Here is a 23,478-nt window from a genome sequence, read left to right as displayed (position 1 = left end):
ACTATTCTTTTCCTTTTTGAACTGGCACCGTCGGCGGAGTCTCATTGTAGCCTTCGTTGTCATTCATATTCTTTTGTTCGGAGTCGCGTACGGCTTCTTTTTCCAGTGTTTTGGGAGGAACCATGCTGTCGTCTTCCTGTTTTTCCTTGCCTTTTGGCCCGCTGTGGGTGGGAGAGCCGCCTTCCACGTGCTTGGTATTTGGTTCAGTCTTCATGATCGTATATTTTGTAAAAACAATGACAAATTTCAGGCCAGGGATCTGAGATCGTGTATTTTCATCCTATAAACAAAGCGCATCGATGGATATCAGTCGTACAAGCATCAGACAGGCTACGGCATTCGACAAGGAAATCATTTACGAAATGATCTGCGGACTCGAAAATGCAAGACTGGACAGCACAGGCTTCGGGCGCGCATTTGACCAGAACATTGCCAGCGACCATATCCGGTACTTTATCGCTGAGACAGACGGTCAGCCTGTTGGAATGGTAAGCTGCCACATTCAGCCGCTGCTGCATCATGCCGCATTGGTGTCCGAGATACAGGAAATGTACGTGGAGCCTGCATACCGTTCACAGCAGATCGGCAAATTGCTGATGCAGCACGTTGCGGATTATGCAAAAAGCAGGGGTGCCATTCAAATGGAAGTTACGTCGCGTGCTACCCGGGAAAGTGCCCACCGTTTTTACCAGCGGGAGGGCTTTGCCAAGTCGCACGTGAAGCTGGTCCGTTACTTTGATCAATAAAAAAAACGTCCCGTCAGCGACAGAACGTTTTCTGAAATACCCTAAACCTTCAACTGTCATTCATATCAGTAGCGGCGGCGTGGCTCACGCGCCCATTCATCCCCGCGGCGGCCACTCATGTTGCGGGTGTCAGCCATCAGTTGTTCGAGGTCGCTGCGCAGGATGCGGGCTTCCCTGGGCGATAGTCTTCCCCGGTGCGACAAGCGGCGCTGCTTCATCTCAATGCCCTCATACCGTCTCATCAGCATATGCGCATCACGCCGGCTGAGCGAGCCTCTTTCCACACCCATGTTGATCTGGCGGCGTGCTTCTCTTTGCATGTACTCAATGTCCATGGTACGGTCGGAGCGTACGTGACCTTCGTAGCGGTAGCCGTAATCGTCCCGTGGACCATACTGCGCGTGAGCCATTGAAAAGCTGAAAACAAACATCGCGGCGGCAACAAGTATCTTTTTCATGACCAATAAATATTTAAAGTTCATGGGTTAGAGATACACGGGCTGCATTGGTTTAAACGCGGTTTGTTAACGATTGTTAAGGCAAATAAAACCCCGCACAGCACCTGGTGGAAGGCTCAGGATTTATGCGGGATATAGAATTGTAAATGAAGGAATTGTGCCTCAGGAAAGTGGTAAGGTAAGCTGCGAGCGAATCGCCTCCTGAGCTTCCGCCAGCACTTCGTCGACCTTGCGCCCGGCCGGTTCAATGCCGGGTAATATGGTCCACCTGAGGGTTGAAAAGGATCTGAGGGGAAAAATTCCTTTCGGGTTGAAGGTGCCGGTGCCGTCAATAGCGACCGGGACAACGAGCGCCCCGGGAGCACGTTTCAGCAGTGTGGCTACTCCTCCCGAAACAAAGGGCTTCATGATGCCGCTTGCCGTGCGGGTACCTTCGGGGAAAATAATGGCGGAAGATTTTTCCTCCTGGATGAGCTTGCCCAGCCTGGCTATTTCACTGATCGCCTGCTTGCCATCCTTGCGGTCGATCAGCGCGGCACCGCTTTTTCGTAAGTTATAGGAAATGCTTGGAACGCCTTTTGCAAGCTCAATCTTCGAAACGAAACGCGGCCGGTATTTGCGCATGAACCAGTAAACGGCTGCAATATCAAACTGACTCTGGTGATTGGCAACGAAAATAACAGGACGGTGATGAGGCAGGACTGCTCTGTTTTCAAGTACGATACGGGCGCCGGTGAGGTACATCCCGAAAGTCAGGGAAAAGTTGAGTGCATTGACGACCCGGCGGTGCGCTTCACTGCCAAACACATTAAATGCAATTACCTGGGCAACATGGAAAATAAGAAGGGTTAAGCCGAAATGGATGAGGTAAAGGGCACTTAAAGGGTAATCAAGGATTTTTCTCATTCTTATTTTTTCTGCAAAAATAGTTTAAAACTGCTTTGTTTTATTCTAATTTGTATGCCTCAAAATGATTAAAGTCATAACCGGATTGGTTTTATTTTGCGACTTTTGTAAAAATTTCAGAGTATAAAACACGAACAAATGGACACCGCACTTTCAGCGCAGAGGCTTGAAGTAATGCAGCATATAGGCAGGGATCTGGACGGGCTTATGGTCGAATATCTTAAACCCGTAGATACCAACTGGCAGCCTTCCGACTTTTTACCCGACTCCCGGGACGAAAACTTTGTAACCGACGTAAAGCTGCTGCAGGAAAGCTGCCGCGACCTGCCTTACGATTACATTGCGGTGCTGATCGGCGATACAATTACCGAGGAAGCATTGCCTACCTACGAATCGTGGCTGATGGACGTAGTTGGGGTGGACCAGGTAGGAGAGCCGCAGTCACCCTGGGTAGGCTGGGTGAGAAGCTGGACAGCCGAAGAAAACCGTCACGGCGACCTGCTTAACAAATACCTTTACCTCTCAGGCCGCGTCAACATGCGGGCTATGGAGGTTTCCACCCAGTACCTGATTGCCGATGGTTTTGATATCGGTACAGACCGGGATCCTTACCGCAACTTCATTTACACTTCCTTCCAGGAGCTGGCGACCAATGTATCGCACCGGCGTACCGCTACCCTGGCCAAGAAGTTCGGAAATCCTCATTTATCGAAAATATGCGGCGTAATTGCTTCGGACGAGATGAGGCACGCCAAGGCTTATAAGGCATTTGTAAGCCGGGTATTGGCCGTAGATCCTTCGGAGCTACTGCTGGCGCTCGAAGATATGATGCGTAAAAAAATCGTCATGCCGGCCCACTTCATGCGCGAAACCGGAATGAAAATGGGCGAGACGTTCTCACACTTTTCTGACGCTGCCCAGCGACTGGGTGTTTATACTACCAACGATTACATTGAAATTCTGGAAGATCTACTGCTCGAGTGGCAGATTGGCTCAGTGCGTGACCTGAACGAAAAGGCTGAAAAAGCGCGCGATTACCTGATGGCACTTCCGGGCCGCCTGAAAAGGATTGCGGATCGTACCCGCGTTCCTGATCTTCAGTATGAATTCAGCTGGATCAGCTAAATTCCATCTCAGGTACTTAAAACATAAAAGTCCGGATTGCACTGTGCAGGCCGGACTTTCATGTTTATAAATAGTCACAAATCAGCGTATCAGCAGCACGGCGCCCTTTTTGCGGATTACTTTTCCTTCATTGGAGGTGCCCTGTATTTCCCAGATGTAATCCCCGCCGGCAGCAATTGCCCCCTTGAAGTAGCCGTCCCAGCCCTGATCCATTTGTGTGGTGTGGAATACCACCTGCCCCCAGCGGTTGAAAATCGTAAATTTTTGAATGGAAGCAATACTCCGGAGTATGGGCATGAAAATGTCGTTTTGCCCGTCTCCATTAGGCGTAAATGCCGTAGGCAGGCTGATTCCTTCGTTTTGTCTGACGGTCAGGGTAACGCTGCCGAGCGCTCCGCAGCCGCTGGCAGTGGCAACCTGCACGCTGTACGTCTGGTCGTTTTCCAGTGTAGCTCTCGGAGTGCGGCTGGTAGGATCATTCAGGCCTTCGGGTGGAGACCACAGGTACGTGGCGTCCGCCGGATTGGTGATTTGCGGGGACGAAACGGAAAGCTGAAATGGGATGCCTGCAATCACAGACGAATTGGGCGTAACCACCAGCTGGATCTGATCGGTCACCGTAATCGTCACCGTGTCTCTTTGCGTACAGGCACCTTCCTGGGCTATTACAATGTAGGTGGTAGTATTGGCAGGCGTGGCCCTAGGGTTTTGGGCGCCGGCATTGTCAAGACCGTTCAACGGTGACCATGAGAAACCTGTTGCATTACTCGTAGTCGCCAGGGTAATTGTCTGCCCTGCACAAATCGTCGCATCCGCAATCGTTTTTACCGTAATATCACTGGCAAACTCCACGCTTACCGGCTTGCTGACCACACATCCGTTTCCATCTTTTACATAAACCTTGTACTCCGCAGGCATGACCTGGAAAGTATTGGCCGCCTGGAAAGTCAGGGAGTCAATCGAGTACTGGTAGGGGGCAGTACCTTTTTGTCCGGTAACCGTGAGCGTGCCGGCTTGTCCGGTAGTACAGTTCCCGGGTGTGAGGGTTGAGGCTACCGTCAGGTCACTGACAATAATCTGCTTCGTATTGGAAATCGTGTTTCCGCAGGCCACATTGGTAATATTCAGTGTCACCTTTTTTTCACCGGTCGTATTCCAAACAACCTTGTAAGGCCCCATGCCGGTGCCGGAAACCACGCGGCCCCCGCCCCAGTCCCACTGGAAAGTATAGCCTGTACCAGGTGCCGGAATGTTGCCGGTATATTTGATCTCCACTTCCTGGGCATTATTGCAGGCCGGGTTCGGACTGATCGAAAAGTCCGCATACGGATTGATGTTGGCTGTGGCGCAGATGTCCGCGTAATCCTTATCAAGGTCGCCCTGGGACGAATAGTTGTCTCCAAACGACAAATAAGCCAGGTTGAACTCGCCCGACTCGCAGCTTACTTCCTCATCGTCGCGAAAAAGGTGCACAGGATTGCCTGGCAGGCCTACATACCGGCCATCCTTGTCATTATAGGTCTGGTAAAGTGTATTGTTGATGTAAATATCAAAAGTATTGGTAGCTCCATTCCTCGTAAAAGTGATCAGGTTGTAGCTGTCAGTATTTAAAAAAGGAAAATCATCTCTTACCCCGAAAGGATAGAAATCGAAGCGAAACTCGTTGTTATCCTTTTTTTCAAAGTAAATACCCTGGTCTGAAACTCCATTGGAAAAATCTATGATCCTTGCCCACTGTGCGCCCGAAAAGCGCGAAAGTTTGACATACATCTGGATGGTGTAGGTATCTGCAATCGCATTGTCGGTATTGGGGTAGGTAAGGCCCCAGTTCAGATTATTACGGTAGACCTTCCGCTGAACAGAGCAGGGAAGCACATCCTGCACAAAGCTGCCGCCGCTGCTTGCGCCTCCGCATGATCCCGCAGCTCTTACGGGCGTAAGTGCCGGTCCGCACTCCGGTTTGGCCACTTCCAGATCCTCGAAAAAGCGGTAAGTATGCTTGATCTGTCCGAAAGAGCGGGAAGAAATAAGAAAAAGAAGAGGGAACAGCAGAAGTTTTAATTTCATAAATCCCGTGGCCGCGGTCTGAACATGAATATGAAAGTGCTTGTAAAAATAGGGTAAATACGCATAAAATGCGGTCGCTGCACAAATGTTTTAATCTGACGGTCAATACAAAAAGAGACCGGAACACCCGGTCTCTTCCACGTTTGCAGCCCGCATGTAAGCTATTTTTACGGGTTCAATGTTTTGATAGCTCCTGTTTTGATCATCAAACCCGGACGCACCTGTAAATTATCGCGCAGCTGTTTCCTGAATGTACCTACCTCCCGGGCAGCAACCACACGCTGGCGGGTGCTTGCCGGAATGCCCATTACATCCAGTGCTTTTCTGAAAAGCGTTTCGTTTTCATCTGCAAAAGGCTGGTAGGGAATCACATTGTCTTCAACGGCATAATTGGGTGTCATCCCATTGACTGTACCGTAGTCCGACTCATCATTGGCATTGGCAGTTTGCCCGAGCATGACATACGCGCCCCACTTCCAGCGGTTCTGGTCGTCGCTGATCAGCGAGCCAAACAAATTTTTGCCCGCCGTATGCTCCCCGATCGTTACTACATCCATATAAGGTTTCAGCCCATTGATGACCAGTTCGCTCGCCGACGCAGTACCATTGGATGTAAGGACAAAAACCCGGCTCAGGTTGCTCCCGATGTTATTGGCTTCATTTAAAAATGGGTACTTGAATGCATCCGTACCCTTTTGCTTTTCCCAGTAGGCCGTGTACTTATCGTTCCATTGTTCCTTGTAAAAGATCTTGGCATCGGACACACCTTTCCCGATCAGGGAAGCCAGCGTTTTGGCTGAGCTGATGTACCCGCCGGAATTAAAGCGAAGGTCAAGCACAAGCTCGTTCACTCCCTTGCTTTTAAAGTCAGCGAATATCTGCCTGAGCTCATTGTCATATTTGTTCTCACTTGCCGCAGTACCCGGTACAAACTGGGTATATACCAGGTATCCGATTGTTTTCCCCTGCTGCGGTTTTGAAACAACCGTGGAGAATGCAACAGGGTCCTCGCTTACTTCTGCCTTGGATACGCTGACTGTCGTGGCGCTGGCTGTAATTGCAGACCCGCTCAGGATTCCCAGAGTGAAGGTGGCTGTCTCGCCGGCATTCAGCAAAGTCGTGTAGTTGGAAGAAGTGAGCTGGGTACCATTGATCTTCACGATAATATCTCCTCTTTTAAGACCTGCCGATTCTGCCGGGCTGCCTTTTACCACATAATTAAGAAAAGCCGCAATATTGCTTTCGCCGGCATCCGTGTAAGAAAGCGTGTAGCTCATCCCGAAAACCTTACTTACACCATTAAATTCATTTTGCAATGCATCAATGTCGTTGGTGACCATAGAAAACCGGTCCACCGTCTGGCGCTTGTAAATCAGCTTTTCGAAAAAATCGGTGGGCTCAGCAGCATTGTCGAGCGACGACTGCGCAGGCATGTCTTTGTACCAGAAGTACGCATCGTTCATGATCTCGAACAGCCAGTTATTAACGTCCTGGTATTTGGCAATACCCGTAGAGTCCGTCGCAGTAACTTCTGCCTCTGGCTCAACGTCCTTGTTCTTACAGCCTGCAACTACAATCCCGAATGAAAGAAGAAAAAAATAAAATAGCCTTTTTGAATTAAACATAGATAGTCAGTTTGGATAATGGGGTAAACGGATGAGCATAGGCCGTCTTTATCTAGTTTGGATTTGTTAACGAATCTGTTTTCAAATACGTATCCCTCGGAAGATGTGTGGCGGATTAAAAAAGTTTTAATCACGCCCATAAAAAAAGGCCCCGAAGGGCCTGAATCAGATTATAACATCTATGGGTTACAGCACTCAGATGCCGGTCAGTTCCCGGAAATAGCGGCGGGCAATCATGGCATATTCGAGCGGGTTAGCCTTTGCAGGATCCTGCTCTGCTTCCAGCACAATCCAGCCGTGATAGTCGCTCTCCCGGATCGTCGCAAACAGGGAAGGGAAGTCAATGCAGCCTTCAGGATCGCCGGGGACGGTAAAGACACCCTGCTTTACGGCGGTCAGGAAGCTTAGTTTTTCATCATGTACCCGCTGCAAAACAGGCTGCCGAACATCTTTCAGGTGAATATGGGCCGTACGTCCGATGTATTTCTTCAAAGCAGCCACGGGGTCTTCGCCGGCGAAATGGAAGTGCCCGCAATCATAGTTCAGGTACACATTTTCCGGATCAGTCTCATTCAGCAGCCGGTCTGTTTCCTCCATCGTCTGCACGCAGGTACCCATATGGTGGTGAAAAGCCAGCCTGATGCCGCGGTCACGCGCAATCTTGCCAAGCTCATTCAATCCGAAGGTGAAACTATTCCATTCGTCGGCAGTGCGGAGGACGCCTTTTCCTTCAAATACGGGTACGTTCATCTGCCCCTGGCAGCTGTTCCCTGTTTCGCCTCCACCAATTACCTTGGCGCCCATGGCATCCAGGAAGTCGAGCAGGGCCGTAAAGTTCTGGCGGTTTTCCGCGAAGCTTTTGGTGGTAAGCTCATAGCTGTTCCACTGGTTGCAAATACGCAGTCCCCGCAGGTCCAGCGCTTTTTTCAACACATTGATCTCGCGCGGAAACTTGTTCCCGACTTCGCAGCCGGTAAAGCCCGCAAGCGCCATTTCGCTCACACATTGCTCAAACGTATTCTCACCGCCCAGCTCGGGCATGTCATCATTGGTCCAGTTGATAGGCGCTATGCCCAGATGAATGTTTTCGAAGTTCATTTTTTTTCGCTAGAAAGGGGGAAAAAGGAGAAAGGGAGGAGGGAGGAGGGAGGAGGGAGGAGGGAGGAGGGAGGAGGGGAGGAAGAAGGAAGAATCAAATAGAACGCTGATTTTTTCCTTCCTCCTTTCGTCCCTTCCTCCTTTCCTCCGTTTCTCCCTTCCTCCTTTTCTCCTTCCTCCTAAAGAAATATCCTCTGCGTCTTCTTGTTTTCCTGATATGTTTCAAATGCTTTTTGTACCGATTCCGATTGGGATACTTCTGCTACCGGGACTTCCCACCATGCATTGTAGCCTTTCACAGTGCGGTACAGGCTTGTTTCGATGTAAATGACCGTCACCCGCTCGTTGGTTTTTGATTTGGCCAGTGCTGCTTCCAGTGAGGCCTGGTCTGTGGCGCGGATTACCTCGGCGCCGAGGCTTTCGGCATTTTTGGCCAGGTCCACAGGCAGAAACCCGCCCGAAAGCTGCCCCGAATTTTCTTCGCGGTACTTGTACATCGTCCCAAAACGCTCGCCGCCGATGCTCTCGGATAGACCGCCGATGCTGGCATAACCATTGTTGTTCAGAAGTAGGATTGTGAACCTGACACCCTCCTGGATCGCCGTCACAATTTCATGGTTGTTCATCAGGTAACCGCCATCGCCGCAGAGCACATAGATCTCACGGGTAGCGTCTGCCAGGCGTGCGCCCAAGCCCGCAGCAATTTCGTAGCCCATGCAGGAGAAGCCATATTCAAGGTGGAAGTTTTTGGGATCGGTAGCCCGCCACAGCTTGTGCAGATCGCCCGGTGCACTTCCCGAAGCATTGATCATCACGTCGCGGTCGTCCATGAAGCTGTTCAGCGTGCCGATCACCACGGCCTGGTCAATGGGCGGGACGGTACCGTTACCTTCGGCATAAATCCGTGTTACCTCCTCATCCCACGACTTGTTCATACCCGCTATTTTGTCACGGTAAAATGCATCCACTTCGTAGCCGCTCAGCAATTCTGAGAGTTCTTCCAAGATAGCGCGCGCATCACCTACTACGGGCAAGGCAGCCTGCTTGAATGCATCAAACTCATTGATATTGATGTTGATAAAACGAACATCAGGATTTTTGAAGATCGACTTCGATGCGGTAGTGAAGTCACTATAACGTGTCCCGATGCCGATCACCACGTCGGCCTCATTGGCAATTTCAATGGCGTACTTGGTACCCGTGGCACCCAGGCCGCCAATGCTGTAAGGCGCATCATAGCGCACGCTGCCTTTGCCTGCAAACGTTTCTCCTACCGGTATGCCTGTTTTCAATGCAAAATCATGCAGGGCGTCGGTTGCTCCGCTGTATATCGCACCGCCTCCTGCTACGATCACCGGTTTTTCCGCATTGTTGATCCACTCGGCAGCCTGCAGAATGGCATTCCGGTCCGGCCGGGGTCGTCCTACGTGCCATACCCGCTTACGGAAAAGCTCCTCGGGGAAATCGTAGGCGTGGGTTTGTACGTCCTGCGGCATGGAGAGCGTCACCGCACCCGTCTCCGACTGGGAAGTGAGCACGCGCATCACCTCAGGCAGTGAGTAGATCAGCTGCTCGGGACGGCTGATCCGGTCCCAGTATTTGGAAACAGGCTTGAAACAATCATTGACTGAAATGTCCTGGGTATACGAACTTTCCAGCTGCTGCAAAACGGGATTAGGCTGCCGGGTGGCAAAAATATCGCCCGGTAAAAGGAGCACAGGCAGCCGGTTGATCGTCGCCAGTGCAGCACCTGTAATCATATTGGTAGCACCCGGACCAATGGAGGTTGTACATACAAATGCACCCAGCCTGTTTTTAACTTTGGCATATGCTACGGCTGCATGTACCATGGACTGTTCATTCCGGCTCTGGTAATACCTGAAATCAGGGTTTTCATGCAGAGCCTGACCGAGGCCGGCCACATTTCCATGTCCGAATATCCCGAAGCACCCGCCAAAAAAAGGCTGCTCCTCTCCATCGCGCTCGATGTACTGGTTTTTTAAGAAAATAATGGTAGCCTGGGCTACGGTCAGTCTTCGTGTCATTTTGTAAAACTGATTTTAATGAAAATCAACAGCCCGCCCGCTGCAACCCAGCAGGTCAAACTTTTCCTGCATGAATTTCCGGTAGGTATCCATGAATATTTTACCCGGTGTTGTAGGGGCAAATTCTTCAGGTTTGTCCCTGAAAAATTCCCGGTTCACCATCGTCCAGAGGAGGCGGGTATCCGTCGCAATGTTAATCTTGCAGATCCCCAGCGGAATAGCGCGCCGGATCTCGTCATCCTGCACACCCTTGGCATCCGTTTTCAACTGTCCGCCAGCCGCATTGATGCGTTCAACTATCTGCGGGTTCACATTGGAACCGCCGTGCAGTACAAGCGGGAAGCCGGGAAGCCTTTGCCGGATTTCCTCTAAAATGGAAAACTGAAGTCCCTGCCCGCCTGAAAACTTGTAAGCGCCGTGGCTGGTGCCTACCGCAATGGCGAGGCTGTCGCAGCCGGTGGCTTTTACAAATGCTTCCACTTCGGCGGGGTTGGTGTAAAATGAATGTGCGGCATCTACGCTCAGGTCGTCCTCAACACCTGAAAGTACCCCTAGCTCAGCTTCCACGCTGATGTTTTTTTCATGTGCACGCGCTACGACTGCCCGTGTTCGTGAAACATTCTGATCAAAATCATCATGGGACGCATCAATCATGACTGAAGTGTAGCCACTATTTTCAATCGCATCATAGATATGTTCCTCATAACCGTGGTCGAGGTGCACGGCATAAACTACGCCGGGATAGATGCGTGCTGCGGCACCGATCATCGCCAGGAGCATTCCGGCATGCGCATAGTCGCGGGCGAAAGGGGTTGTTTGGACGATAATAGGCGCCTGCGCTTCCTCGGCAGCTGCGAAGAGGCCATGTATCTCTTCCATAAAAAACACGTTTACCGCCGGAATGGCATACCGGCCGTAACATGCCTTAAAGAGTTGTTGTGTGGTCAGGAGCATGGTGTAAGGATTGTTGGCAAGCTACCAGAATACGGTGTAAAGAGCCGCGATAACGCCGCATATAATGATTGAACCCAGTACAAAGCTTCTGCCGGGGCTGAACATGCTGCTTTCGATTTCAAGCCCTTTCGGATTGTTCCTGCTTTTCGGGTCGGCTAGCGTAATAGTGATCATGATTGCGGACAGGATCAGAAAAATGATGCCCATACGGTCCAGAAATGGAATATCGGGCAGCAGAAACTTGCCTGCGGTCGACAGCGGAATGGTCAGCAGGGCTGCCGTGAGCGCGGCTGCCGAAGTCGTACGTTTCCAGAACATGCCGAACATGAAAATTGCAAATACACCCGGCGTAATGAAGCTGCTGTACTCCTGGATAAACTGGTACGCCTGGTCGAGTACCCTGAGCTGGGGCGCAATGACCATGGCGATCAGCATGGCGGCATAAATGGTATACCTGCCGATTCGCACCAATTGGCGCTCACTGGCGCCCGGAGCTATGTATTGCTTGTAAATGTCGAGGGTGAAAATCGTGGAAATGCTGTTTGCTTTTCCGGCCAGGGAAGCAACAATGGCGGCTGTCAATGCAGCAAAAGCCATTCCTTTCAGCCCGGCAGGCAACAGGTTGAGGAGTACAGGATAGGCGTGGTCAGGCTTGACAACCCCCGCAGCATCCATCATCTCCTTTTGAAAGACACCATTTTGATACAAAACAAAAGCAGCGATGCCGGGAATAACCACAATAATCGGGATCAGCAATTTCAGCAATGCGGCAAACAGGATGCCTTTCCGTGCCGTAGGAAGGTCAGCACCGAGGCTGCGCTGGATAATGTACTGGTTGCAGCCAAAGTACGCAAGGTTGTTGATCCACATGGCACCAATGATCACCGTCAGGCCGGGAAGGTCTTTGTAAAAAGGGTTTTCCTTGGGCAGAATCATGTGAAAATGGGTATCGGCCTGCTCGCGCAGCAAAGCCAGTGCATTGAAAATCCCGGGTTTGCCAAAATGCTCGGAAACAAGGTCGAGGGCAAGGTACGTGGTTGCGAGTCCTCCGAGTACAAGTACGATCACCTGCACCACATCAGTATAGCCGATGACCTTCATACCCCCGATGGTAATCACAACCGCAAACAGCCCCAGCCCGATAATCGCGTAGGTAAAATCAATGCCCGCGGTGACTTCCAGCGCCAGGGCACCCAGATAAAGAATGGACGTAAGGTTAACAAAAACGTACAGCAGCAGCCAGAAAACGGCCATAATGGTTGCCACCGTAGGGTTGTACCGCTCCCGCAAAAACTGCGGCATGGTGTAAATGCGGTTTTTGAGATAAACCGGCAGGATAAACACCGCCACGACAATCAGGGAAGCCGCTGCCATCCACTCGTAGGACGAGATAGCGAGACCAATCGCGAAGCCCGACCCGGACATGCCGATAAAGTGCTCAGCAGAAATGTTGGATGCAATGATGCTCGCGCCGATCGCCCAGAAAGTGAGCGAGCCCTCGGCCAGAAAGTAGTCCGTAGCGCTGACTTCCCGGGTCTTTTTTCTTTGGTAAATCCAGTAACCGTAGGCGGAAACGCCGATCAGATAAATGAAAAATACGATATAATCGAGCGATTGTAATCCGGTATTGGACATTCAGTTAAAAGAAATAAGGTAAACGAAAAATTGAAACTGCAACCGCCGGAAATGGCCTGTACTTACTCCGGAATTGTCATTTTTCGCATCAAACTTAGAAAGTTTCAAAGCAATTTGCTGCATTACCTGCCATTTCTGCCTGCCGTGCCGATGGCTGGTATCTCAGGCTTTTACCGTCGCTTCCGATATGGGCTCATTCACAGCCGATTCCTGCACCACTTCCGAAATCTTCACCGGCCGGCCCTCAGTCAGCGATCTCATGGCTGCAATCCCGATGGCAGTTGCCATAAGGCCATCATGAGCGTTCACCGGCGACGGTTTATCATCGAGTATGCAGCGGATAAATGAGCGCAGGCACACGCGGTAGGCATTTTCGTACCGTTCCAGGAAAAAGTGGAGCGGAAGCGAGCTGTGGCCGCCTGCATCATCAAAATGGATCAGTGAATCGGCCGTATTGTTCTCGGCTTTGGCCATGCCTTTTGAGCCGAATATTTCCAGGCGCTGGTCGTAACCATACACCGCCTTCCGGCTGTTGTCAATCACGCCGAGGGTGCCGTTTTCAAACGTAAGTACAATAACTGCCGTATCAATGTCGCCAAACTCCCGGATTTCGGGATGGATCAGCGCATCGCCTTTTACAAAAACTTCCGTCACCTCGCTGCCCACCATGTAGCGGGCCATGTCGAAGTCGTGAATGGACATGTCCAGGAAAATGCCGCCCGACACTTTCAGGTACTCTACGGGCGGAGGAGCCGGATCGCGGCTCGTAATGCGCAGGATATGCGGCTCGCCGATCTTGCCGGCCTCAACCAGTTGACGGATGTTGCTGAAATTGGCATCAAACCGCCGGTTGAAACCCAGCATGAGCTTCACGCCGTTTTCTGCCACTACCTGCTCGGCTTCCCGGATGGATTCCAGGGTCACATCCAGCGGTTTTTCACAAAATACATGTTTACCCTGTTTTGCGGCCGCAATGGTATAAGGTACGTGATACGGGGTGGGGGAGCAGATGATTACTGCTTCCACCTCGGGATGGTTGAGCACATCTTCGGCCTGGGTAGTTACATGAGGCACACCGAGGCGCTCGGCAAAAGCATGGGCTGCCGGCGACACGTCGGAAGCTATAATTACCTCGGCGTCGGGCATGTGGTGGACCAGGTTTGCCAGGTGGATCTGGCCAATCCTGCCCAGACCGATGACGCCGGTTTTTAGTTTTTTGGACATGGGGATGATGGTTGAATGACTGAATGACTGAATGATTGAATGGGAGTGGGTGAGTTAGTGAGTTAGCGAGTTAGTGGGTTAGTGAGTTGGTGATTGTTTGGGTTGTAATGGGGTTTTGGCTTTTTGGATGGAGATGGGGATTTACCTGGTTGTAAAATGCATGTTATCATGTTAGAGCTAATTGCTACAAGCTGATGGCTGATGGCCGACAGCCGACTGCCCAAAGCCGACTGCCTTTCCAGCCGCCCAAGTCCCCCTAAAACTTCCTTGTCCATTCCTTTAACCAGCGCTCGATAACTACCTTGGTTTGTGTGAAAAATTCGATGGCGTGCATGCCCTGGCCGTGGAGGTCGCCGTAAAAGCTGTCTTTCCAGCCTGAAAAAGGGAATTGCGCTACGGGTGCTGCCACGCCGATGTTGATCCCGATATTACCAGCTTCGGCTTCGTGCCGGAACTTGCGGGCGCTGGCACCGCTGCTTGTAAACACACAGGCCATGTTGCCGTACTTTCCTGCATTGATGAACCGGATCGCCTCGTCGATGGTATTGATATGAACCAGACTCATCACCGGTCCGAAAATTTCCGTCGCGGCCACCTCGCCATCCAATGGAATATCCTCAATAATGGTGGGAGCAATGAAGTTGCCGTTTTCAAATCCGTTTACCTGAGGATCGCGCCCGTCTACCAGCAACCGCCCGCCTTCGTGAATGCCTTTTTCGATGAGTTCCTGCACCCGGTTTTTACTGGCTTGGGTAATTACCGGACCCATCTGTACATCATTGTCCAGCCCGAAGCCTGTTTTCCGTGTTTTTGCGGATGCTACCAATGTTTCCGTAATATCCTTGTGCTCACCCACGGTAATGATTGTGGAGGCCGCGAGGCACCGCTGTCCCGCACAGCCATATACGCTGTCGATGACGATCTGGGAAGTCATTTCAAGATCGGCGTCGGGGAGGATGATCACCGGGTTTTTCGCCCCGCCCTGTGCCTGCACCCGCTTTCCGTTTGCGGCACCTTTGGAGTAAACATATTTTGCTACCGACGAGGACCCTACGAAGCTGATGCCTTTGATGAAGGGATGTTCCAGAATGGCATCCACGGTTTCACGGCCTCCCTGTACCAGGTTGAGCACGCCTTTGGGCAGGTCGAGCTGCTCCATCAATGCCACGATTTTGGTCATGGTAAGAGGTACCTTTTCCGATGGTTTGATGATGTAGCTGTTGCCGCAAGCCAGCGCATAAGGCAGAAACCAGAAAGTGATCATGGCGGGAAAGTTAAACGGGGCAATGCAGGCGCACACGCCCAGGGGCTGCCGGATCATGTACTCGTCTATGCCTTTCGCAATATCTTCAGAAAACGCACCCTGTATCAGGGCAGGCGTTCCGCAGGCATTTTCGACGTTTTCAATGGCACGCACCAGCTCCGCTTTTGCCTCCGCAAAGGTCTTGCCCGATTCCAGCGTAATCGTACGGGCAATATCATCAGCATTGTTTTCCAGTAATGTTTTTAGTTTAAACAGATACTGGATACGCTTGCTGACCGGTGTACTTTTCCACTCCTGAAAACCGGCTTGTGCAGCCTCGGCCGCATCCGCCACATCCTGCGCATTGCCTACCGGCACCTGTGCCAGTACTTCCTGGTTGGCAGGATTCAGTACATTGTCAAATGCTTCGGACCTGCTGTCGACCCACTGGCCGTTGATATAGTTTTTGAGTCTTTCCATATTGGTAAATAAATGCAGCATGAGGCTGCATGTTTGTTGAATAAATCTTTTTTACAATCCTTCGTAACCGGCAGTAAACGCCATCACCTCCTCATAGGTCGGCATGAAGTTGGCGCATCCTTCGCGCGTCACAATGATGGCGCCGCAGGCATTACCCATGCGCACACTTTTGTACAAGTCCCAGCCGCTGAGCAGGCCGTACGAAAACCCTGCACAAAAAGCATCCCCCGCGCCTAGCACATTAAGTACCTCCACCGGGAAACCGGGTATTTTCATCTCTTCCTTCCCGGACTGAAATATCGAAGCCCCGTCCTTCCCGCGCTTGACCACCAATGTTTTTACCCCTGCGGCCAGAATCTGCTGAATGGCCGTATCAATGTTACCGCGGATTTCGGGTGCGGATATCTGCTGATGTTTGATCAGGAGTTGTTCTTTGTCGGTCAGGAAAGTGGCCAGAATTTCTTCTTCGGTACCCACCACGATCTCAAAACTGCTCAGCGCAGCCCTGATGGTTACGCCAAATGCGCGCGGATCAAACCATTGATCCGCACGAAAATCAATGTCGAGCAGCGTGGTAACTCCGTGTTCCCTGGCCTGTTCAAGCGCGAAGAACATGGCAGTACGGCTCGGGTCCTTGCTGAACGCCGTCCCTGAAAAAGCCGCTGCCCTGAAATCGCCGAAGGGTACTGCCGCGACATGGTCGAGATTGAGGTTGATATCTGCACAGTTTTCACGGTAATACACGAGCGGAAACTTATCCGGCGGCTCAATGCCGAGCACTACCGCTGAGCTTCTTGTGCCGGGAATGGTAGCCACCCAATTGGTAAGGATCTGTTCCTGTTCAAGAAAATGTTTGATAAAATTTCCCACCTGGTCGTCGCCGATCCCGGTCAGTATGGCCGTAGCCAGTCCGAGGCGGCGACTACCGGTAGCGATATTCAATGGACATCCACCAACAAATGCGTTAAATGCTTCTATCTGCTCAAACGGCCTCCCCACGTTCGCAGAGTAAAGGTCAATGGAAGACCGTCCAAGGGTTAAAAGGTCGTAGGGCCGGGGTGTATCTGGGTTGGTCATCTTCGTTCAGGTATTATTTGGTTTTGTTGGCCGCATCTGCCCTTCGACTGCGCTCAGGGTGACAAAGGTGAAGTTGCCCTTCGACTCCGCTCAGGGTGACAGAGGGGGAGTTGCCCTTCAACTGCGCTCAGGGTGGCAGAGGTGGAGTTGCCCTTCGACTCCGCTCAGGGTGACAAAGGGGGATTGCGATTTATCTTTTCTCTTTTTCGCTTCTTCCTTCCTCCTTTTCTCCGTCCTCCTTTCTCCTCCTTCCTACCCATTCATCTCCGCCGTCACGATCGGCAGCCTGGGATCCTGTCCTTTCCAGGAGCCATAGATCCAGTCGTGATCGGGGTCGGAGGTGTTGGCCAGGGATTGGTCGCTGCCGGCGAGGAAGTTGAGATAATACACATTATAGCCATGGCCCGCTACGACTGGGTGATAGCCCCTGGGTACAAGTACTGCTTCATTGTGCCTTACCCGCACGATCTCGTCCAGCGAACGGTCTTCGGTATACACCTGCTGAATGGCATAGCCCTGAGGCTTGTCGATTTTGTAAAAATATATTTCTTCCAGGTTGGCTTCGAGCAGCGTACCGTCCTCGGCCACCTTACGGTCGTCGTGCTTGTGGGCGGGGAATGAACTCCAGTTGCCCGAAGGCGTATACACTTCCACGCACACGATCTTGTGGCAGTCAAATCCCGGTTCGAGCAAACTGTTGATCTGCCGGTTGGCATTGTCGCCTCCGCGGTACTCGATGGCGGCTTCTTCCGGGCGCTTCATGCGCGGCGGGTGATCCTCGTCGCTCTTGACCTTGCAGATGGCAATGTCCGTATGGTCCTGCTGAGCCGTGAGGGTGAACTCCGTATTTCTTGATAAATACATCGCATGACCAATGCCGCTGAACACATCCTTACGTCCGTTGCCCGTTTCCCAGGTCTGACCGGCGGCCTCTACCTTGAAGTTGCCTCCCAGGAGCACAATGCAGTATTCGTACGCACCGGTTTGGCCGGTTAATACTTCATCTTTGTCCAGCAGGCGGGCCTCAAAGTTCAGGTATGTCCATCCCGCCTGGGCGGCGGTAAGCGAGTGGTAGGTTTTCTGGGCAGGATTCGGCTTGACTAGCAGGTTACTCATTGCGCTGTTTTCAATTACATTTGCGCAATGATAGTCTTGTATAAATTAAACACAAAATGTAAATATGCTGATAACGAATGCAAACGTTTGAAAAAATTTCTAAGTTTTAATTGCTTTAATTCAAAGAATGAATCCTTCCCGTCCTGTTACCATAAAAGACATAGCCCGCCGGTTCAGATGTTCGCCTTCCACCGTTTCCAGGGCGCTCAACGACCATCCTGCTATCAATGAAGATACCCGCAAGAATATCCAGGAATATGCCCGGGAAGTAGGTTACCAGCGTAATGAGGTATCCCTGAGTTTGCTCAATAAAAAAACGGCTTCCCTCGGTGTGGTGGTACCAACGATCAGCAACTACTACGAAACAGCCGTGATTGAGGGCCTGCACACGGTACTTCAGCCGATGGGTTACACGCTCAATATTTGTGTGACCAATGAAAATTACCTGCTCGAAAAGGAATATCTGTCCAAGCTGCTTTCCAACCGGACCGAAGGCATATTCCTGTCCGTGGCCCAGGAAACGTACGATTCCGGCTACTATGAGCACCTCGAAAATGTGATCCAGCGCAAAACCCCGCTCATTTTTATTGATCGCGAGTACGAGGACTTTCAAACCAGCCGCGCGACCGTGGACGATTACCACGGAGCATTTGCCGCCGTGGAGCATCTGATCAACATCGGGTACCGGAACATTGCGCACCTCAAAGGTCCGAACGGGCTTACCGTATCGGAACAGCGCCTGAAAGGGTACATTGATTGTTTGAAAAAATACGAAATGCCTATCCTTGAAGAGCTGATCATCAACACCAATTTCAATGTGGAGAGTGCTATCGTGCCTACCAAAAGGCTGCTGGACATGGGGTCGCCGCCGGACGCCATTTTTGGGGTCAATGATCAGGTAGCTATCGGGGCCATGCGGGTGGTGAAGGACAAAAACCTGAAAATCCCGCAGGATATCGGGTTTGTTGGTTTTGATAATTCCCCGATTTCAGCCTACATGTTTCCTTCGCTGACCACGGTAAGCCGCCCTGGCCGGAAGATCGGAATGGAAGCATCGCGCCTTTTTCTGAACCAGGTCAATGGATCGGGTGATTTCCTGCCCGAGCATATCGTATTGCCCTCGGAGCTGGTGATCAGGGAATCGTCGCTTCGGATTTGAGGGTAAAATCAAGCGTTACTTTTTCAACTTATACTGTCACAATCAGGTCGAACTTAAATTGGAGTAATCTTTAAGTTACCTTTATTGTGGATAAAATTAGAGAAGTTGTCGCTTTCGGGCCCTACTTTGAAGCTTTTCTGAGTGCACAGCCTGTAAAGGTGCAGGACAAGATCTTCAAGGTAATCAACGCAATAGAAACATTGCAGCGCGTACCAGCTAACTGCCTGAAACATATAGCAGGTGCCCAGGGGTTGTATGAAGTACGCATTCAACTGGGATCCGACATTTGGCGCATATTCTGCTTTTTCGAGAATGAACGCATGGTAATTCTTTTAACCGGATTCCAGAAAAAAACACAAAAAACGCCTCGCTGCGAAATTGATAGAGTGGTTAAGCTGATGAATGATTTTCATAGATTAAAAGACCAGTCAGGATGGAAGTAAAACCTTGGGATAGTATTAAGGATGAAGTATACGGTTTGAAGGGCACAGACCGGCGGGATGCTTTGGAGAGAGATTTTGAGGGCTTTAAAGTAGGACTACTTCTCAGAAAAGCAAGGGAAGAAAGGAAACTGACCCAATCGCAGCTCGCAGCAATCGTTCAGAAAAAACGGGAATATATTTCGAAAGTTGAGAATGATGGTGCTAACCTGACCTTGAAAACGTTGTGTGAAATTGTCGAAAAGGGCCTCGGAGGTAAAGTGCATGTCCAGATTACTTTGTAAGGTTTACATCGAAATCCTTTGAAATCCTTAATTTCGCTTATGGAGCAAACATTGATTTCGACAGCGAAAGAGGATCGGTTTGCGGGATTGCCGCCGGGTGGAGCCCAGTTCCGGGTATCCGGGATCGGGGAAGATCAATGCGGGCTGGCTTCCTATAACCGGCGTGATTATTATAAAATAAGCCTCATCCTTGGGGGATCGAGTGAGCTGCTTTATGCCAGCCGGGGTATCACCATCGACAGGCCCGCTCTGGTACTTACAACACCCATTATACCTTATGCCTGGGAAGCCCGAGACGGTTTGCCCCGTGGCTATTTTTGTCTATTTGCAAACCAATTTCTATATACCCCTGACCGTGCCGAGAGCCTGCAAGAGGCCAATTTGTTCAAAGTCGGCGCCGATCCGGTGTATTTTATAGACGATCAGCAGATTACCTATCTGGAAAGCATTTTCCAGCGTATGCGCATGGAGGCAAATAGTGAATATCTATACAAATACGACATTATCCGCAGTCAGCTCAACCTGATCATCCATGAGGCGATCAAAATGCAGCCTTCAGTTGCTTACTTCAATCCTCCCAATGCCGCAGCGCGTATTGCCAGATTATTTCTCGATCTGCTGGAAAGGCAATTTCCGGTAGATGCTCCTTCCAGTACCATTCTTTTTAAAAAGGCAGGCGACTTTGCAAGCCAGTTGTCTGTACATGTAAATCATTTGAATGCAGCCGTGCAGGAGGTTACCGGGAAGTCTACCACTACCCATATCAATGAGCGGATTTTGGGTGAAGCGCGGTCGCTGCTGCATTATACCGACCGCAGTGTAGCGGAGATTGCATACAGTCTTGGATTTGAGTACCCATCGTACTTCAATAATTTTATAAAAAAACACACCGGCTCTACTCCTCTCGCACTCCGTAAAATACTTTGAAAACTATAATTATTGCTTTGAAAGCATTACCAGCCGGCTAAGCAGCACCGCATACCTTTGCCCATGTAAAAACTTAACAAGTAGAACATGAGCAAGGTAAAACGTATAAAACTGGGTTCTCAGGGTCTGGATGTCGCTGTTGAAGGTCTTGGCTGCATGGGAATGACGCCGATTGCCGGCGGGGATATTTATGGAAAAGCCAATGAAGCTGAGTCGATCGCCACGATTCACAGGGCATTGGAGCTCGGCATTGATTTTCTGGATACGGCCGACTTGTACGGCCCCCTGCTGAATGAGCGGCTTATTGCGAAAGCCATCAAAGGTCGGCGGGATCAATATACCATTGCTACAAAATTCGGTTTCGAAGTAGGGGATGATGAAAAGCTGACCTGGAAGTTCAACGGACGGCCTGATTACGTGAAGAAAGCTGCCGAACGATCCCTTAAAAACCTGGGTACCGACTACATCGACCTGTACTACCTGCACCGCATTGATCCCGAAACCCCGGTGGAGGAAACCGTAGGTGCAATGAGCGAACTGGTTCAGGAAGGTAAGGTCAGGTATATCGGGCTTTCCGAGGTTTCCGGCGACACGATCCGTAAAGCACATGGCGTGCACCCCCTGTCTGCCGTGCAAACCGAATATTCGCTTTTTGAAAGGGAGCCGGAGGTCAATGGGGTGTTAGCGACCCTGGATGAGCTCGGCATCGGGTTTGTTGCATACTCGCCGCTGGGCCGCGGCTTTATCACAGGCGACCTGCAAAGTCCTGATGATTTTACAGCAGATGATTTCCGCAGGCATATCCCGCGTTTTCAGGGAGATAATTTTTACAAAAATCTGGAATTGTTGAAGCAAATCCAGGAGCTGGCCGCAGAAAAGGGAGCTACTCCATCACAGCTGGCCCTTGCCTGGGTACTTTCCAGAAAAAATACGGTGGCAATTCCCGGGACAAAGCGTGTCAGGTACATTGAAGAGAATGCCGCTGCCGCAAACCTGGTCCTGGATCAGGCAGAAATCGAGAAACTCGAATCGGTCGTGCCGGTAGGAAGTGCATCAGGAACGCGCTACGATGCAGGCCAGATGCAGTTTGTGAACGTTTAATTCATGTAAAACAAAAGACCTGCCCACATAAATTACGGACAGGTCTTTCGTTTTTATTTAAAACAGGATTAATATCCTGCATTCTGCACCAGATAACCAGGGGAGTTGGATGCACCGTCGATCGCTGTTTGCGGGATTGGGAAAAGACGTTTTTTAACGTCGCTGTTTGATTTCTCCGTCCATTTTCCCTCGTATTTTCCAAAGCGGATCATATCCGAGCGGCGCAGCATTTCCCAGTAGAATTCAAATCCTCTTTCACGAAAAAGCAGGTCAAGGCTCATGCTGGTGAGTGCAGGAGGTGCCAGCGTTTTGGTGCGTGCTGCCCGCACCAGATTTACATCGGCCAGCGCACCGGCTGCATCGCCGCCTTTGCGCAGCTTTGCCTCGGCCCGCATCATGTAAATGTCAGCCAGACGCAGGATCACGATATCCGCTTCTCCTCGGTTACGACCGGTGTTGGATGAGCTGCTGAACTCATACTTTTCTACGCGGTACCCTGTATTGTAGTTGCTTCCTGCCGTCGTGAAGTCGATCAGCTCCGAGAAGTTTACGGCCAGATCTGCCTTGTTGCGCGTTACGTAATTCAGCTTGCCCACTTTCAGTTTTCCATCCGCACACCTCACAAATGCACCATTCACACGGAGAGCACCATATTGCTGCCCGCGCAGGATACCGCGGTTGATCTTATAGTCGGCGTCATTGATGCAGGTATCAGCTGCATTGGTGTAAACAGACATGTTTTGCTGGTAAAAACGCGGGTCACGCGCGGGATCCACAGCCCCGTAAGCCTGTACCCAGCTCTGGTAGAAATCAGACGTGATACCCGGACCATCAGTTCCATTCGCAGCAGGGAATGCCGCCAGGGGAAACTGGTCACCGGAGATCGAGAAGTAGGCCATCCGGTTGTGACCATTGAGTTCCGGCCGCTGGTCTACCGCGAAAATGATCTCGTCATTCGTATGGTTGTTGTTTCCGAAAATGGAGAAGTAATCCGCCGATAGTTTCGCCTGACCGGAGTTAATGATCTTGTCAGCATACTGGATCACCTTGTCCATTTCATCTGCTTTGAAATCGAAACTTGTACCATAGATATTGCGGTAAACGGCCGCATTCAGGTACAGGCGCGAAAGCAAACCCCAGATCGCAGCCTGGTTCAGGCGGCCCGGCCCTACGGTTGCTTTGGATTGCAGCACAGGCTCTACGGCCAGGAGTTCGCTTTCAATGTATTTCACCGCCTCGTCACCGCGCAGGATGGTCGACGTTAATGCCGGATCATCTTTGACAAACACAATGCCGAAAAGATCGAGCAGCACCATATTATAGTACGCCCGCATCCCGCGTGCCTCCGCCGTGTACAAGGCCGCATTGGCCGAAGTCGACGTTTTCAGACCATTGATCGCGGTAATGCATCTGGAAATTGACTGTACCAGCTGGTTCCACGTATTGAGCACATTGGGGTCCGTACTGGTGGTATTGTGCTGGTGCAATGCCAGGTAAATTCCATTGTCGCCCCAGTCCGTGCCACCGCGGTAGGGAAGGATGGCTTCGTCGGTCGAGATTTCCTGCAATGCAAAATAAGTCGTATGCTGGAAAAGGTTGGGCAGCAAGGCATAGCTGGGCGCCAGGAGCCCGTTTGCAGCTTCCTCTACGGACAGGTTTGCAGTAAGGGTTTCGTCCAGTACTTGCTCCTGAAGGTCGGTACATGCATTGCTGAACATCAGCAGGGCTACTCCCGAGAATATGAGTGATAATTTCTTTTTCATTGATA

Annotated in this window: 21 protein-coding genes; 7 read left to right on the top strand and 14 right to left on the bottom strand. The window is 51.0% G+C overall.

Going from position 1 to position 23,478, the window contains the following annotated elements:
* Position 1 precedes the first annotated feature (1 nt).
* The gene (locus HWI92_RS09965) at positions 2-214 is read right to left on the bottom strand and encodes a hypothetical protein (protein WP_204663282.1); all 213 of its coding nucleotides are present in this window, start codon (positions 212-214) and stop codon (positions 2-4) included.
* Between the two features lie 85 nt (positions 215-299).
* On the opposite strand from HWI92_RS09965, the gene HWI92_RS09960 reads away from it, so the two are divergent.
* Positions 300-746, top strand: coding sequence for a GNAT family N-acetyltransferase (locus HWI92_RS09960; RefSeq protein WP_204663280.1), 447 nt, complete (start codon positions 300-302; stop codon positions 744-746).
* 65 nt (positions 747-811) lie between these two features.
* Here the strand turns inward: HWI92_RS09960 and HWI92_RS09955 are convergent, their stop codons facing one another.
* A complete protein-coding gene (locus HWI92_RS09955) occupies positions 812-1,204 on the bottom strand; it encodes a hypothetical protein (protein WP_204663278.1) in 393 nt (130 codons plus the stop codon).
* Between the two features lie 162 nt (positions 1,205-1,366).
* Positions 1,367-2,110: a lysophospholipid acyltransferase family protein gene (locus HWI92_RS09950; protein WP_204663276.1), complete on the bottom strand. Its 744-nt coding sequence runs from the start codon at positions 2,108-2,110 to the stop codon at positions 1,367-1,369.
* A 138-nt stretch (positions 2,111-2,248) separates the two neighbouring features.
* Between HWI92_RS09950 and HWI92_RS09945 the strand changes: the two genes are divergently transcribed.
* Positions 2,249-3,235 carry an acyl-ACP desaturase gene (locus HWI92_RS09945; RefSeq protein WP_204663274.1) on the top strand — a complete coding sequence of 329 codons (987 nt, stop codon included), beginning with the start codon at positions 2,249-2,251 and terminating at the stop codon, positions 3,233-3,235.
* An 81-nt stretch (positions 3,236-3,316) separates the two neighbouring features.
* On the opposite strand, the gene HWI92_RS09940 is transcribed toward HWI92_RS09945, so the two are convergent.
* The 10 genes from HWI92_RS09940 to iolB all read right to left on the bottom strand — a co-directional run bounded on the left by HWI92_RS09940 (position 3,317) and on the right by iolB (position 17,799).
* The gene (locus tag HWI92_RS09940) at positions 3,317-5,302 is read right to left on the bottom strand and encodes a T9SS type B sorting domain-containing protein (protein WP_204663271.1); all 1,986 of its coding nucleotides are present in this window, start codon (positions 5,300-5,302) and stop codon (positions 3,317-3,319) included.
* 167 nt (positions 5,303-5,469) lie between these two features.
* Entirely contained in the window at positions 5,470-6,927 is a 1,458-nt protein-coding gene (locus tag HWI92_RS09935; protein ID WP_229249259.1) for a S41 family peptidase, read from the bottom strand.
* Positions 6,928-7,122: 195 nt separating this feature from the next.
* Positions 7,123-8,025, bottom strand: coding sequence for a myo-inosose-2 dehydratase (iolE, locus tag HWI92_RS09930; protein ID WP_204663269.1), 903 nt, complete (start codon positions 8,023-8,025; stop codon positions 7,123-7,125).
* Positions 8,026-8,204: 179 nt separating this feature from the next.
* Positions 8,205-10,070 (bottom strand): 3D-(3,5/4)-trihydroxycyclohexane-1,2-dione acylhydrolase (decyclizing), encoded by a 1,866-nt coding sequence (iolD, locus tag HWI92_RS09925; protein WP_204663267.1) that lies wholly within the window; start codon positions 10,068-10,070, stop codon positions 8,205-8,207.
* Positions 10,071-10,085: 15 nt separating this feature from the next.
* Positions 10,086-11,024 (bottom strand): class II fructose-bisphosphate aldolase, encoded by a 939-nt coding sequence (locus HWI92_RS09920; protein ID WP_204663265.1) that lies wholly within the window; start codon positions 11,022-11,024, stop codon positions 10,086-10,088.
* 21 nt (positions 11,025-11,045) lie between these two features.
* A complete protein-coding gene (locus HWI92_RS09915; RefSeq protein ID WP_204663263.1) occupies positions 11,046-12,659 on the bottom strand; it encodes a sodium/sugar symporter in 1,614 nt (537 codons plus the stop codon).
* A gap of 162 nt (positions 12,660-12,821) precedes the next feature.
* Complete coding sequence (gene iolG / locus HWI92_RS09910; RefSeq protein WP_204663261.1) at positions 12,822-13,883, bottom strand: inositol 2-dehydrogenase; 1,062 nt, start codon at positions 13,881-13,883, stop codon at positions 12,822-12,824.
* Positions 13,884-14,139: 256 nt separating this feature from the next.
* Positions 14,140-15,627: a CoA-acylating methylmalonate-semialdehyde dehydrogenase gene (locus HWI92_RS09905; protein ID WP_229249251.1), complete on the bottom strand. Its 1,488-nt coding sequence runs from the start codon at positions 15,625-15,627 to the stop codon at positions 14,140-14,142.
* 30 nt (positions 15,628-15,657) lie between these two features.
* Positions 15,658-16,683 (bottom strand): 5-dehydro-2-deoxygluconokinase, encoded by a 1,026-nt coding sequence (gene iolC, locus HWI92_RS09900; protein WP_204663259.1) that lies wholly within the window; start codon positions 16,681-16,683, stop codon positions 15,658-15,660.
* Positions 16,684-16,935: 252 nt separating this feature from the next.
* Entirely contained in the window at positions 16,936-17,799 is an 864-nt protein-coding gene (iolB, locus tag HWI92_RS09895; protein ID WP_204663257.1) for a 5-deoxy-glucuronate isomerase, read from the bottom strand.
* Between the two features lie 127 nt (positions 17,800-17,926).
* On the opposite strand from iolB, the gene HWI92_RS09890 reads away from it, so the two are divergent.
* The 5 genes from HWI92_RS09890 (at position 17,927) to HWI92_RS09870 (ending at position 21,710) form a co-directional block, all read left to right on the top strand.
* Entirely contained in the window at positions 17,927-18,958 is a 1,032-nt protein-coding gene (locus tag HWI92_RS09890) for a LacI family DNA-binding transcriptional regulator (protein ID WP_204663255.1), read from the top strand.
* 86 nt (positions 18,959-19,044) lie between these two features.
* On the top strand, positions 19,045-19,401 hold the full coding sequence (locus HWI92_RS09885) for a type II toxin-antitoxin system RelE/ParE family toxin (protein WP_204663253.1): 357 nt from the start codon (positions 19,045-19,047) through the stop codon (positions 19,399-19,401).
* Entirely contained in the window at positions 19,392-19,682 is a 291-nt protein-coding gene (locus tag HWI92_RS09880; RefSeq protein ID WP_204663251.1) for a helix-turn-helix domain-containing protein, read from the top strand. Before HWI92_RS09885 ends, HWI92_RS09880 begins: the two co-directional genes overlap by 10 nt.
* Before the next feature lie 39 nt (positions 19,683-19,721).
* On the top strand, positions 19,722-20,609 hold the full coding sequence (locus HWI92_RS09875) for a helix-turn-helix domain-containing protein (RefSeq protein WP_204663250.1): 888 nt from the start codon (positions 19,722-19,724) through the stop codon (positions 20,607-20,609).
* Positions 20,610-20,696: 87 nt separating this feature from the next.
* Positions 20,697-21,710 carry an aldo/keto reductase gene (locus HWI92_RS09870; RefSeq protein WP_204663248.1) on the top strand — a complete coding sequence of 338 codons (1,014 nt, stop codon included), beginning with the start codon at positions 20,697-20,699 and terminating at the stop codon, positions 21,708-21,710.
* 68 nt (positions 21,711-21,778) lie between these two features.
* Here HWI92_RS09870 and HWI92_RS09865 read toward each other — a convergent pair whose 3' ends face one another.
* A complete protein-coding gene (locus HWI92_RS09865) occupies positions 21,779-23,473 on the bottom strand; it encodes a RagB/SusD family nutrient uptake outer membrane protein (RefSeq protein ID WP_204663246.1) in 1,695 nt (564 codons plus the stop codon).
* Positions 23,474-23,478 lie beyond the last annotated feature (5 nt).

It is taken from the genome of Dyadobacter sandarakinus, from assembly GCF_016894445.1.
Lineage (GTDB): Bacteria > Bacteroidota > Bacteroidia > Cytophagales > Spirosomataceae > Dyadobacter > Dyadobacter sandarakinus.
This window is presented reverse-complemented; position numbering and strand designations above follow the sequence as displayed.